Source organism: Nocardia neocaledoniensis (assembly GCF_003182135.1).
In the GTDB taxonomy this organism is placed as follows: domain Bacteria; phylum Actinomycetota; class Actinomycetes; order Mycobacteriales; family Mycobacteriaceae; genus Nocardia; species Nocardia neocaledoniensis.
On record NZ_QGTL01000013.1, the window covers coordinates 1 to 13,059 of the forward strand.

The following is a 13,059-nucleotide window of genomic DNA, read 5'->3' on the forward strand; positions in this document are numbered from 1 at the left end:
ATCTCGGCGAGCAGGTGACCGTAATCGGGCTCGTCCACGCCCATCATCTGCTGCATCGCCTTCGACGACAGACCCACCTTGTGCCCGACCACCTTCGCGCCGTTGTGGATCCGGTCCCGGATATTGAGCAGCTGGATCTCATACGCGTCGACCACATCGATCCCCGGATACCGGTCGACGAGCGGGGACACCGCCACCCGATCCCGCTCCGCCCGCGCCAAATCGGCGGCGACCTCGGCGCGCACACTGGCTGTCAGCATCCTGAATTCCTCTTCTCCTCTGATGTGCTCGTCCCATGCTCGCTGTCGAGAGGGGTGGACAAGTCGTGGTCTCCCGCTGGATGGACGGGAAATCGGGATCGCCCCGGAATCGTGGCGCACACCACGACCAACACGACGGTCATCGCCGCGATGCTCACGAACACCAGATGCACAGCGGCGGACAGATTCTCCGGTGAGGGCGCCCCGGCGCCGTCGAGGCGGGCGTTGACGAGCGCACCGAACACCGCCAGCCCCACCGCGCTGCCCAGCGACCGCGCGAACAGGTTGGCCGAGGTGACGACGCCGCGTTCGGTCCACGCCGCGCTCGTCTGCGCAGCGATCAAGGTCGGCGTGGCCACCAAGCCCATGCCGGCGCCGACCACGAAACACGAGGCCGCGACCTGCCACAGCGGCGAACCCTCGTCCAGCAGCAGGGTCGTCGCCGTGCCGAGCGCCGCGACACCACTGCCGAGCACGGCGCAGGTGCGGAACCCGAAGCGCAGGTACACCTTTCCCGCCTGCGCGGCACTCAACGGCCAGCCGAGGGTGAGCGCGCCGGTGACGATGCCCGCCACCAGCGCGCTGGTCCCGAGCACGCCCTGATTGAACATCGGCACATACGTCGTGAACCCGAACAGCAGCGCGCCGCCGAGCATCGAGGCCACACTGCCGGCGATCACCACCCGCCGGGTGAACAACCACAGCGGCAGGATCGGCCGCGCCGCCCGTGCCTCGACCGCCACGAAGAGCGCGAGCGACACGGCGGCACAGGCGAACACGCCCAGCCCGGTCGGCGAACCCCACGCCCACGCCCGGCCGCCCTCCAGTAGCCCGAGCACCAGGGCCCCCGCGCCGAGCGTCAGCAACACCGCGCCCGCGTAGTCGACACGATGACGCCGCCGCGGCACCGATTCGTGGAAGTGGCGGACCAGCATCCACCCGGCCAGCACCGCGACGGGCAGGTTCACCAGGAAGATCCACCGCCAGCCCAGATAGTCGGCGAAGACACCGCCGAGCAGCGGCCCGGTCACCGAGGCCACCGCCCACACCCCGGCCAGATAGCCCTGCACCGTGGCCCGTTCGGACAGCGTGTAGAGATCACCCGCGATGACCATGGTGGTCGGCTGGATGGCGCCCGCCCCGATGCCCTGGATCGCGCGGAACACGATCAACGCCACCATGCTGGTGGCCAGCCCGCACAGCAGCGAACCGAGCGCGAACACCACGACCCCGAACAGCATCACCGGCTTGCGGCCGAACGTGTCGGCCAGCGCGCCGTAGATCGGCACCGTCACGGCCTGCCCGAGCAGATAGATCGTGAACAGCCACGGGAACAGCGCGAAATCGCCGAGGCTGTCGGTGATCGAGAGCACCGCCGTCGCCAGGATCGTCGAATCGAGGGCGACCAGGGCGGTGGCGAGCATGAGCGAGGCCAGCACGGGTCCGCGTTCGGAGCCGAAGCCGACCTCGGCGCGCACGGTATCGGTTGCCACGGCACACCTTCCGGGTCAGAAGCGGATGCGGACGCTGTCGGTGCGCGGGCGGGCCTGGCAGGCGAGGGTGTATCCGGCGTCGATGTCGTCCTGGTCGAGGACCCCGGTGCTGTCCATGGCGACCTCCCCGTCGAGCACGGTGCACGCACACGACCCGCACTCGCCCTCGCGGCACGAATAGGGCACGTCGAGGCCGTCGGAGAGCATCACGTCGACCAGGGTGCGCGAGCGCGGCCAGCGCAGGGCGTGCACCTCGCCGTCGAGCTCCACCTCGACCTCGGCCGCGTCAGCGTCCTCGGCCGGGTCGAGGGGCTCGGGCTCGGCGAACGGGTCGCCGGTCAGTGACACGAACACCTCGGTGGTGACGCGCTCACGTGGCCAGCCCGCACCGGCCAGCGCCTCGGTCACCGCGGCCATGAACGGCGCGGGACCGCAGACGAACGACTCGAACGACGCGTACGGCGCGGCGAACGCGGCCAGCCGGGCCGTCGAGGGCAGGCCCTGCAGGGACTCGAGCCAATGCGTCACCTGGAGCCGCTCCGGGTACTGCTCGGCCAGCTCGCGCAGCGCGTCGGCGAAGATCACCGAATCCGCGCCCCGGTTGGCGTAGAACAGCACCACCCGGCCGGTCCCACCGGCCAGGGCCGAGCGCAGGATCGACATGACCGGCGTGATGCCGCTGCCGCCGGCCCACAGCAGCAGATCGGTGTCGAGCGAGGCCGGGGTGAAGGTGCCCAGCGGCGGCAGCACGTCGATGGTGTCGCCGGCGGAGATGTTGTCGCACAACCAGTTCGAGCCGTAACCGTCGGCGGTGCGCTTGATCGTCACCCGCGGCGGCTCACCCGTCAGCGGGGAACTGGCCAGCGAATAGCACCGGGCGACCGGGGCGGACCGGTCACTCGGGATGCGCAGCGTGAGGAACTGGCCGGGCCGGTAGGCGAAACGATCGGCGGCGTCGGCGGGCACGTCGAAGACCAGCGAACGGGCGTCCGCGGTCTCCTCGATCACCTCCGCCACGCGCAGCGTCACCACCCGCGAGCCCCGCGAGACCTCGGCAGTCGCACTCGTCACTGGTGTCCTCCTCCGTCACAGAACCGGTGTTCGGCCCACCGTCGCAGGGGAGCGGCGGCGGTGGCGGTGTCGATCCCGGTGGACGGGAGACGGTCACGGACCGCCCGCTGACCGGGAAGACGCGGCGGACCGCACCGGCGCCGGCCCTAGCGTCGGCCCCGTGGACACTCGAACCTCCGGGGGCGCCCGATGAACCGCATGCAGAACACAGTCGCCCTGGTGACCGGCGCCGCCGGGGGCATGGGCCGCGCCCACTGCCGCCGGCTGGCCGAGGAAGGCGCCGACATCATCGCCGTCGACATCGAGGCCGCCGCCGCGGGCCTGGCGCAGACGGCCGCCGAGGTCGAGGCACTGGGCAGGCAGTGTGTGACGGCGACGGCCGACGTGCGTGACCAGGCCGCGCTGGACGTCGCCGTCGCCGACGGCGTCGCCGCGCTCGGCCGCCTCGACGTGATCGTGGCCAACGCGGGCGTCTACCGCGACCACGCCCTGTCCTGGGAGATGCCCGAGGAGGACTGGAAGCTCACGATCGACATCAATCTCACCGGCGTGTGGCACACGGTGCGCGCCGCGGTGCCCGCCCTCTCCGACGGCGGCTCGGTGGTGATCGTCAGCTCCATCAACGGCATCCTCGGCGCGGCGAACTCGGCGCACTACGCCACGAGCAAGCACGCCGTGGTCGGCCTGGCCCGGACCCTGACCAACGAGCTCGGACCGCGCGGCATCCGGGTGAACACCGTGCATCCCGGCTCGGTGGCGACGCCGATGATCCTCAACGACGCCGTCTACGCCAAGCTGCGTCCGGACCTGCCGAACCCGACCCGGCAGGACGCGGCCGAGGTGCTCGCGGCGCGCACGGTGCTGCCGGTGCCGTGGGTGGACCCGGTCGACGTGAGCAACGCCGTGCTCTTCCTCGCATCCGACGAATCCCGTTACGTGACGGGAACCCAGGTCGTCGTCGATGCCGGACTTACTCAGAAGGTGTGACATGGGACGGGTATCGAACAAGGTCGCGCTGGTCACCGGCGCGGCCCGCGGCATCGGCCGCGCGCAGGCGATCCGCCTGGCCGAAGAGGGCGCCGACATCATCGCCGTCGACGTGTGCGGCCCCGTCGAGACCGTGGTCTCGCCCGGCGCGACCCCCGCGGACCTCGACGAGACCGTGCGCGCGGTCGAGGCCACCGGCAGGCGGATCGTGCGCGCCGTCGTCGACGTCCGTGACGGCGCCGCACTGCGCACCGCCGTCGACGCCGGCGTCGCCGAGCTCGGCGGACTCGACATCGTCTGCGCGACAGCGGGAATCAGCAACAGCGGCCCGGCGCTGGAACTGACCGAACAGCAGTGGCAGACGATGATCGACGTCAACCTGACCGGCGTGTGGCAGACCTGCAAGGCCTCGGCGCCGCACCTGATCAGCCGTGGCGGCGGCGCGATGATCCTCACCAGCTCCATCGCGGGCCTGCGCGGGCTGGTCGGCGTCGCCCATTACACCGCCGCCAAGCACGGTGTCGTCGGGCTGATGCGTTCGCTCGCCAAGGAACTCGCGCCGCACCATGTCCGCGTGAACTCGGTGCATCCCACCAACGTGGACACTCCGATGATCCAGAACGACATGGTGCGCAAGGTGTTCCGGCCCGACCGGGAGAACCCCACCCGGGAGGAGTTCGCCGAGGCGGCCGTGACGATGAACATGCTGCCCATCCCGTGGGTGGAGCCGATCGACATCGCCAACGCCACCCTGTTCCTCGGCTCCGACGAGGGCCGCTACGTCACCGCGGTCACCCTCCCCATCGACGCGGGCTCGACGCAGCGCTGACGCGTGTCGGCGGTGCCGCCCCGGAGGTGGGGAATACGCTGGTGAGCGCCGTTCATCGGAGCGGTTCGGGACCGTCGTTCGCACGAGAAGCCCGCAGGGGCGGAACGGAGCACGATGAACACCCACAGCAACCCCGGCACGCGCCTCGCCGCGGCGGCGGCGCTCGCGCTCGGCATGACAGTCCTGGGCGGAGCGAGCGCACTCGCCCAGGACTGCCAGCCCTCCACGGACAGCTATTCCACCGAGGGCGCCCCGCAGGAGGGGCCCAACGGCGGGCAGCCCGAGAACCAGCAGTCAGAAGATCCGTACCGGGCCGAGAACACCTGCTAGTCACGTCCGATCGGGTGGCACGCGCGCGGACGACCGATCCCGGCGGTCCGCGCCCGTGTTTCGCCCGGGGATCAGCGGGCCGGGACGGCGGGACCGAGGTCGGCCAGGACCTGGGGGAGTGGGTGCTGGTGCAGGATGCCCAGTCTCTGGGTGGCGCGGGTGAGGGCCACGTAGAGCTCGGCCGCGCCGCGGGGACCGTCGGCCAGGATGTGGGCGGGCTCGACGACGAGGACGGCGTCGTACTCGAGGCCCTTGGTCTCCGACGCGGTCACCGTACCGGGGACGCCGGGCGGCCCGATGACCACGCTGGTGCCCGGCTTGCCGGCCTCGGCGCGCACGAACTCCGCGATGGCCGTGCCGAGATCGTCGTCGTCGACCTGGCGTGACCACGGCTGGACACCGCACGCGCGGACCGACTCCGGTGGTCGCACCTCCGGCGCGAATGCCGCGAGGACCGCGGCCGCGACGGCCATGATCTCCGCGGGCGTGCGATAGTTCACGGTCAGCGCGCGGTAGGCCCAGCGGCCCGGCACATAGCGCTCCATCACGGCGGCCCAGGACGTGGCGCCCGCCGCCGAACGTCGCTGCGCCAGATCGCCCACCACGGTGAACGACTTGCCGGGGCACCGGCGCATCAGGACGCGCCAGTCCATCTCCGAGAGCTCCTGCGCCTCGTCGACCACCACGTGGCGGTAGGTCCACTCCCGGTCCGTGGCGGCGCGTTCGGCGAGTTCCCTGGTGTCGCGCTCGAGGAAGCGTTCGGCCAGGTCCTCGCCGAAGAGCATGTCCTGGGCGAAGAGGTGGTCCTCGTCGTCCATGTGATCCGCGCGGGCGACCATGGTCTCCTCGAGCACCCGGGCGGCGTAGGCGGCCTCGGCTCTGCGCTCACGCTCCGCGGTGTCGTCGACGGGCTCGTGCGGGCCGAGCAGGTCGACGAGTTCGTCCAGCAGCGGCACGTCCGACACCGTCCAGGCGGCGCCGTCGGCACGGTACAGCGACTCGTCGGCGCCTGCGGCGCGCAGCCGCTCCCGCGACGAATACAGCTGCGCCAGCAGTGTTTCCGGTGTCAGGATCGGCCAGAGGTCGTCCAGCGCCGCGGTGAAGGCGCTGTTGTCGGCGAGCTCGGCGATCAGGTCCTCCCGCAACTGCTCCCACGCCTCGCGGTCGTCCCTGGTGAGCCAGCCCTTGCCGATACGGCCGATGGCGCGCTCGGTGAGGACATAGGTGATGATCTCGCGGAACACCGCGCGGGCCTCGTTGTGCGGTGTGCCCGAAGCCCGCGCCTCCTCGGTCGCCCACTGCGCGGTCTCGGCGTCGATCCGCACGGTGACATCGGCGAGTTCGATCGGCATCGGCTCCGCAGGCAGGCTTCGCCGATCGGCGACCGCCGCCGCGAGCACGTCGAGGATCTCCAGCGACCCCTTGTGGCGCGCCGCCGCGGGGGTGTCCTCGGCGGTCACCCGCAGTCCGGGCAGTAGCTCACCCGCGGTCGTGAACACCACGTTGGTCTCGCCCAGTGACGGCAGCACGTGCGAGATGTGGTTCAGGAAGGCCGGATTGGGCCCGACGACGAGAACGCCCTGACGTTCCATCCGTGCCCGCTGGGTGTAGAGGAGGTAGGCCACGCGGTGCAGGGCGACGACGGTCTTCCCGGTCCCTGGCCCACCCTCGATCACCAGGACACCGGGGTGATCGAGACGGATGATCTCGTCCTGCTCGGCCTGAATGGTCGCGACGATGTCGCGCATCCCCGCGCCGCGTGGCGCGTTCACCGCGGCGAGCAGCGCCGCGTCGCCCCGCGCCTCGCCGTCGGGCCTGCCCAGCACCTCGTCGGTGAAGCCGGTCACCTGCCGCCCGCGCGTGTGGAACTGGCGGCGCCCGCGCATGCCCTCCGGCGAGGCGCCGGTCGCCACGTAGAACGGACGCGCGGCGGGCGCGCGCCAGTCGAGCAGCAGCGGATCGAACTCGTCGGTCTCGTCGAACAGGCCGATGCGGCCGATGTAGCTGGTTTCCCCCGAGAGCGCGTCCAGCCGGCCGAAACACAGCCCGTTGTCGGCCACATCCAGCCGCTTGGCCTCCTTGGCCAGCGCGCGGACCTCGAAATCCCGTTCCATCGCCGAGACACCCTTGCCGCGCAAGGCCGCCTCGTAGCGCCCGCGCACCCGCGCGCGCTCGGCGTCGAGCCGCGCGTAGAGGCCGACCACGTACTGCTGCTCGGACCGTAGCTCGTCCTGATATCCCTGAGTTGACACATGCCCTCACTTTCCCGGTTCGTCCATCCCGGCGGAGCGCGACGATCACACCCGTTTCCGCAGCTCATGGGCTACGGCGGACGATTATGCGGCACGAAGGGGGCCTTGCGGCAAGGCCCCCTGTGCGCTATATGTTGGAAAGGGAAGGGAGTGTGTGTCCTCCCTCAGCTCGCCGAGTCGAGATCCTTCCGTGTCAGGAACGCCAGCACCGCCGACTCGAACTCGTCCTTGCGTTCGATCATCGCCCAGTGCCCGCAGTTCGGGAACACGTGCAGTTCGGCGCGCGGGATCGTGCGCATCGGGATCAGTGCCATGTCGAGCGGGCTCACCCGGTCGTCGCGGCCCCAGGTGATCAGCGTCGGCGCCTGCACCTTGTGCAGCATCGCCCACGGCGGCGGGGCGTCGGAGGCCTCCATCGCCTTGACCATCATCGCGAAGGCGGCCTTGCTGTACATGCGGCGGGCGCTGTCGAGGGTCGCCGGGTCGGTGGCCTGGGTCCAGCGCTCCTCGATCAGCTCCTCGGTGACCATCGCCGGATCGAACACCATCGAGTGCAGCCACTGGATCAGCCGCTCGCGGGTGGGCTCCTCGGTGAACTCCTGCAGCAGCTTGATGCCCTCACCGGGACCGGGACTGAACAGGTTGCGCCCGATCCCGCCGATGGTGACCAGCTTGCCCACCCGCTCCGGATGCGCGATCGCGTAGTTCAGCGCGACACCGCCGCCCATCGAATTGCCGATGATGTCGACCCGGTCCAGGCCGAGCGCGTCGACGAACCGGGTGACCGCGTCGAGCGCGGTGACCATCGGATGGCCACCGAAATCGTCGCTCACCCCGAAACCGGGGAATTCCAGCACCAGGCAACGGAATCGGTCGGCGAAGGTGGCCAGGTTGCCGCGGAAGTTGCGCCACCCGGTGACGCCGGGCCCCGAGCCGTGCAGCAGCAGCAGCGGGGGACCCTCGCCGGCCTCGTGATAGCGCAGCACACCGGCGTCGGTGCGGATCTCGCGCAGGGTGGCCTCGTAGCTCAGTTCGCTCATGCGTGGGTGCCCCCGTCGATACGGATCTCGGTGCCGGTGATGAACGCGCCGTCCTCGGAGACGAGCATGGCGATGACGCCGGCGACCGCGTTCGGGTCACCCATGCCCGCGCCGCCGGACTCACGCTCGGTCGGCAGCACCGGCGAGAGCTTCGAGAACAGCGCCCAGTCGGCGTCGGCGGGCACGTAACCGCCGGTGGCGTCGGTGATTCCGGACTTGATGCTGCCCGGCGCCACACACACCGCGCGCAGGCCCTTGCCGCCGTACTCGAGCGCGATGGCGTGGGTGAAGGACTGGATGCCGCCCTTGCTCGCCGCGTAGGCCGCCATGTACGGGTGCGCGAACGCCGCCGAGGTGGAGCTGAAGTTCACGATGGTCGCGCTCGGGTTGGCCAGCAGCGTGGGCAGCGCCTCGCGGACCACCAGGAAGGTGCCGGTGAGGTTCACCCGGATGATGGTGTCCCACAGGTCGAGCGAGGTCTGGTCGGTGTGCGCGGCGCGCAGGATGCCCGCCGCGTTCACCAGCGAGTCCAGCCCGCCGAGGGTGTCGACGGCCGAGCGCACGCCCGCGACCACCGACTGCTCGTCGCCGATGTCGATGATCAGGGTGGTGAGGCGGTCGGCGGTGCCGCGCTCGGCGGCCTGGGCCCGGGTGGCGGCCAGGCCGTCGGACGAGACGTCGGCGGCGACCACGCGCGCGCCCTCGTCGAGCAGTCGCAGCGCGGTGGCCTGGCCGATGCCGGAGGCGGCGCCGGTCACCAGCGTGCGGTGATTGTCGAGTCGGTTCATGGAATTCTCCTGGGGATGTGTCAGCCGAGCTGTCCGGGGACCGGCTCGTGGCGCAGCTGATCGGTGGCCAAGGTGCCCGCGCGCACGGCGTCCTCGATGGAGTCGCGCAGCGCGGAGCAGGTGGGGATCCAGCTGCTCGGCTCGCCCAGTGCCGCGCGGCGCGCGAACTCCGGGCACGCCGACTCGGCGTCGTCGAGCCACTGGACGCTGGTGTGGCTGGGGCTGAACTTCTCGGCGAGGACCTTGTTACCGCAGGTCGCGCACTGGACGGGTTGCATGGCGCACCTCACTGTTCGCCCGCGGCGTGCCGGGCGCCGAGGTAGCCGAAGACCATCGCGGGTCCGATGGTGGCGCCGGCGCCCGCGTAGTCGTTGCCCATCACCGCGGCCGAGGTGTTGCCCGCGGCGTAGAGGCCGGGGATCACCGAGCCGTCGGCGCGCAGCACCTGGGCGTCGGCGTTGTAGACCAGGCCGCCCTTGGTGCCGAGGTCGCCGATGCGCACGCGCAGCGCGTAGTACGGGCCCTTGTCGATCTCGTCGAGCGCGGGCGTCGACAGCGTCGGGTCGCCGTAGTAGTTGTCGTAGGCGCTGACGCCGCGACCGAAGTCGGCGTCGTGCCCGTCGCGGGCGAACCCGTTGAAGCGGGCGACGGTGTCGCGCAACGACTCCGGTGCGACGCCGATCGCCGCGGCCAGACCCTCGACGGTGTCGGAGACCTGCACCAGCCCGCTGCTGAGCCAGGTGTCGGGGAACTTCTGGCCCGGCACGATGCCACCGATGGGGTAGCGGCTCTTGGCCTTCGCGTCGAACACCAGCCACGCCGGATCGTGGCTGCCCGCCAGCTGGGCGTGCACGAACGTCACGTACGGCGACGCCTCGTTGGTGAAGCGCTTGCCCGTGCTGTCGACGATGATCGAGCGGGGGATCGAGCGCTCCGAGACGAGCACCTGGTTGATCCCCTCGGGGCGCTGGAACGACGGCATCCACCAGGCGTCGTCCATGAGATCGACCGCGGCACCGACCTTCTCGCCCGCGATGATGCCGTCACCGGTGTTGTCGGCGGAGGCGGCGCTGAAATTGTCGCGCCCGCCCTCGGGCAGGTACTGCTTGCGCATCGCCTGGTTGTACTCGAAGCCGCCGGTGGCCAGCAGCACGCCGTGACGCGCCCTGATCCGGAACTCGCGGCCCCCGCGCTCGGCGAGGACACCGATCACCGCGCCGGACTCGTCGGTGATGAGCGAGCGCAGCGGGGTGTCGAGCCACAGCGGCACCCCGGCATCGCGCAGGGCCAGCCGCAGCCGGGCGATCAGGGCCCGGCCGAGGGTGTCCATGTGCCTGCGCAGCAGGATCGCCTTGACGGCGCGCAGGCCGGTCAGCAGCGCCGTCCAGCGCGCCTTCCAGGTGCGGGTCACCATGTTGAGCTGCACGAAGTCCTTGGACGTGATGAACAGCCCCGGCGGCGTCGCCAAGGCGGCGGGACGCAGCAGGTGCTCGTCGGGGCCCAGTTCCTTGAGGTTCACCGGCAGCGGCTCGATGGAGCGGCCCGCCGGACGCCCGCCCGGCGCCTCCGGATGATAGTCGGAATAGCCGGTGCACCACTGGAATCGCAGGTGCGGGCTGGTCTCGAGGAACTGGAGCATGCGCGGGCCCGCGTCGATGAACGCGTCGAGGTTGGCCGAGGGCACCCGGTCACCGACGACGGCGTCGAGGTAGGCGCGCACGTCGGCGCGGGAATCGCCGAGGCCCTCGCGCAGCAACGTCGGATTGTTCGGCACCCAGATCCCGCCGCCGGAGAGGGCGGTGCTGCCGCCGAACACCGAGGCCTTCTCGATGACGAGGGTGTCCAGGCCGCGGTCGGCGGCGGCGAGCGCACCGGTCAACCCGCCGGCGCCGGAGCCGACGACGAGGAAACCGACTTCATGATCCCAATGGTGTTCGGTCGCAGTCATTCTCGCCTCGCTCAGCCGATGACCATGTCGTCCTGCGACCAGAACGCGCGCATGCTGACGATGCGGGCGTCCTCGTCGAAGGTCATGACATCGATCGGGTCCAGGGTGAAGGTCTGGTCACCGAACTCGGTGACCACGCGGAAGCTGAACGCCGCGCTGTCGCCGGCCACGCGCAGGCTGAACAGCTCGGTCGAGCGCTCCATCGGCTCGATGGCCTCGTAGAACTTGCGGATCGCCGCGACGCCGACATGCGGCTCGCTGCCGACCGGGTCCTCCACCGTCGCGTCCTCGCGGTAGAGGGCGACGATATCGGCGGCCGTGCCGCTGCCGACGGCCTCCACATATTTCCGGACCGTCGCGCGAATGTCGTCGGCTGAAGCCATCGTGTTGCTCCTGAGATGTCGAAAGGTTGGTCTGTGAACCGTGCCACATCGGGTGGCCCGGCCGGGGGCTGCCTCCCGGCCAGCGGGAAGGGTCATCCCTCCAGGATGTGGCGCACGGCGAGGTGGCTGAACAGCATGGACGCGCCGATCGGATTGCCGCCGCCGGGGTAGACGGTGCCGCTCACCGCGGCCATGGTGTTGCCCGCCGCGTAGAGGCCGGGGATCGGCTCGCCGTCGCGGCCGAGCACCCTGGCCGCGGCGTCGGTGCGCAGGCCGCCCTTGGTGCCCAGATCGGAGATCCCGAACGCGGCCGCGTGGTAGGGGCCCTGGTCGATCGCCACCAGCGGCGGCTCGCCATTCGAGAAGGCGCGGTCGTAGGCTTCGTCGCCGCGCCCGAAATCGGGGTCGACGCCGGTGGGCACCATCGCGTTGAACCGCGCCACGGTGGCCTCGAGCGCCGCGGCGGGCACGCCGATCTTCGTGGCCAGTTCGGCGAGGGTGTCGGCGGTGTGCCACAGGCCCGCCGCGACGTACTTCTCGGTCTCGACCATGGAGACGTTGGTGGCCTTGATCGGCGGCACCTCACCCTCCTTGTCGTCGTAGATCATCCAGAACGGCAGGCTCAGCCCGCGCTCGTCCATCTGCCGGATGATGTCGCGGCCGAGCCGGTCGTAGGGCGCGGACTCGTTGACGAACCGGTTGCCCTCCTGGTCGACGAAGATGCCGCCGGTGAACCACAGCGCGAACGCCGAGCGTCCGTCCGGGTGGGTCAGGCCCGGCGACCACCACGCCTGATCCATCAGATCGGTGTCGGCGCCCGCCGCGATGCCCGCCTGATGCGCCAGGCCCTGATTTCCCCAGGGCCCCATGGTGTCCCTGGCCTCGCCGGGCACCCCGTAGTGCGCGCGCAGCTCGTCGTTCTGCTCGAAGCCGCCCGCGGCCAGCACCACACCGCGGCGGGCGCGGATCGCGACCCTGGCTCCGTCGCGTTCGACGATCGCGCCGGTCACCGCGCCGTCCTCGACCACCAGTTCCACCAGCGGGGAGTTCAGGTGCAGCTGGACGTGCGGGTAACTGGACAGCGCGCGCAGCATCCGCCCGATCAGCGCCTGGCCGCCGATGAGCAGCTCGGGCAGGGGCGCGCCGAGCCGATCGGTGTCGAGCGGGCCACGCAGCGATTCGCGCAGCGGGCCCAGCTCGGCGGCGGGCAGCGGCGTCGGCATGATGTGGCGCTGCCCGTCGAGCCTGGCCTTGGGTGCCTTGCCGAAGTAATCCGGCCACGGCAGCATCTCGAACGCGAAATGATCGTCGGCTTCGAGGTATTCGATGAGGTCGCGCCCGCGCGTCACATAGGTGCGCTGCAGGTCCTCCGGCGTGCGGTCGCCCACGACGGCCCGGTAGTAGGTGAGCGCGTCCTCGAGCGTGTCGTCGGTGCCCGCCCGTTCCAGCACGGGGTTGCACGGGAACCACACCCCGCCGCCGCCCGAATACGCCGTCGTGCCGCCGAACTTGTCGGTCGCCTCGACCACCGCCACGCTGAGTCCCTCGCGCGCGGCCGTATAGGCCCCGGCCAGGCCGCCGCCCGAGCCCGCGACCAGCACGTCCACTTCGTCGTTCCAGATCACCACTGTCTCCTCCTGGTGCCACCGCACATCGCCGACGACGGTAGGGCCGGACC

At 70.9% G+C, this 13,059-nt stretch carries 12 protein-coding genes and 1 pseudogene; 3 read left to right on the forward strand and 10 right to left on the reverse strand.

The window, feature by feature from the left end:
• The 3 genes and pseudogenes from DFR69_RS27505 to DFR69_RS27515 form a co-directional block, all read right to left on the reverse strand.
• Nucleotides 1-260, reverse strand: a pseudogene (locus DFR69_RS27505) (2-keto-4-pentenoate hydratase); the annotation flags it as partial.
• The gene (locus tag DFR69_RS27510) at nucleotides 254-1,753 is read right to left on the reverse strand and encodes an MDR family MFS transporter (RefSeq protein WP_110040567.1); all 1,500 of its coding nucleotides are present in this window, start codon (nucleotides 1,751-1,753) and stop codon (nucleotides 254-256) included. The pseudogene DFR69_RS27505 and the gene DFR69_RS27510, both read right to left, overlap by 7 nt.
• A gap of 15 nt (nucleotides 1,754-1,768) precedes the next feature.
• Nucleotides 1,769-2,824 (reverse strand): ferredoxin--NADP reductase, encoded by a 1,056-nt coding sequence (locus DFR69_RS27515; protein WP_110040568.1) that lies wholly within the window; start codon nucleotides 2,822-2,824, stop codon nucleotides 1,769-1,771.
• A gap of 189 nt (nucleotides 2,825-3,013) precedes the next feature.
• Between DFR69_RS27515 and DFR69_RS27520 the strand changes: the two genes are divergently transcribed.
• The 3 genes from DFR69_RS27520 to DFR69_RS27530 all read left to right on the forward strand — a co-directional run bounded on the left by DFR69_RS27520 (nucleotide 3,014) and on the right by DFR69_RS27530 (nucleotide 4,970).
• Nucleotides 3,014-3,811: a mycofactocin-coupled SDR family oxidoreductase gene (locus tag DFR69_RS27520; protein WP_110040569.1), complete on the forward strand. Its 798-nt coding sequence runs from the start codon at nucleotides 3,014-3,016 to the stop codon at nucleotides 3,809-3,811.
• Between the two features lies 1 nt (nucleotide 3,812).
• Nucleotides 3,813-4,640 carry a mycofactocin-coupled SDR family oxidoreductase gene (locus tag DFR69_RS27525; protein WP_110040570.1) on the forward strand — a complete coding sequence of 276 codons (828 nt, stop codon included), beginning with the start codon at nucleotides 3,813-3,815 and terminating at the stop codon, nucleotides 4,638-4,640.
• 114 nt (nucleotides 4,641-4,754) lie between these two features.
• The gene (locus DFR69_RS27530) at nucleotides 4,755-4,970 is read left to right on the forward strand and encodes a hypothetical protein (protein WP_110040571.1); all 216 of its coding nucleotides are present in this window, start codon (nucleotides 4,755-4,757) and stop codon (nucleotides 4,968-4,970) included.
• 71 nt (nucleotides 4,971-5,041) lie between these two features.
• Here DFR69_RS27530 and helR read toward each other — a convergent pair whose 3' ends face one another.
• The 7 genes from helR to DFR69_RS27565 all read right to left on the reverse strand — a co-directional run bounded on the left by helR (nucleotide 5,042) and on the right by DFR69_RS27565 (nucleotide 13,009).
• Complete coding sequence (gene helR / locus DFR69_RS27535) at nucleotides 5,042-7,222, reverse strand: RNA polymerase recycling motor ATPase HelR (RefSeq protein WP_110040572.1); 2,181 nt, start codon at nucleotides 7,220-7,222, stop codon at nucleotides 5,042-5,044.
• Between the two features lie 164 nt (nucleotides 7,223-7,386).
• Nucleotides 7,387-8,262: an alpha/beta fold hydrolase gene (locus tag DFR69_RS27540; protein WP_110040573.1), complete on the reverse strand. Its 876-nt coding sequence runs from the start codon at nucleotides 8,260-8,262 to the stop codon at nucleotides 7,387-7,389.
• Nucleotides 8,259-9,050 (reverse strand): SDR family NAD(P)-dependent oxidoreductase, encoded by a 792-nt coding sequence (locus tag DFR69_RS27545; RefSeq protein WP_110040574.1) that lies wholly within the window; start codon nucleotides 9,048-9,050, stop codon nucleotides 8,259-8,261. The genes DFR69_RS27540 and DFR69_RS27545 overlap by 4 nt, the downstream gene beginning before the upstream one ends.
• A 20-nt stretch (nucleotides 9,051-9,070) precedes the next feature.
• Entirely contained in the window at nucleotides 9,071-9,328 is a 258-nt protein-coding gene (locus DFR69_RS27550; RefSeq protein ID WP_110040719.1) for a hypothetical protein, read from the reverse strand.
• An 8-nt stretch (nucleotides 9,329-9,336) separates the two neighbouring features.
• Nucleotides 9,337-10,998, reverse strand: a complete 1,662-nt coding sequence (locus DFR69_RS27555; RefSeq protein WP_110040575.1) for an FAD-binding protein — start codon at nucleotides 10,996-10,998, stop codon at nucleotides 9,337-9,339.
• A gap of 11 nt (nucleotides 10,999-11,009) precedes the next feature.
• Nucleotides 11,010-11,381, reverse strand: a complete 372-nt coding sequence (locus DFR69_RS27560; RefSeq protein WP_110040576.1) for a nuclear transport factor 2 family protein — start codon at nucleotides 11,379-11,381, stop codon at nucleotides 11,010-11,012.
• Nucleotides 11,382-11,473: 92 nt separating this feature from the next.
• Nucleotides 11,474-13,009, reverse strand: coding sequence for an FAD-binding protein (locus DFR69_RS27565; protein WP_110040720.1), 1,536 nt, complete (start codon nucleotides 13,007-13,009; stop codon nucleotides 11,474-11,476).
• Between the last annotated feature and the right edge of the window lie 50 nt (nucleotides 13,010-13,059).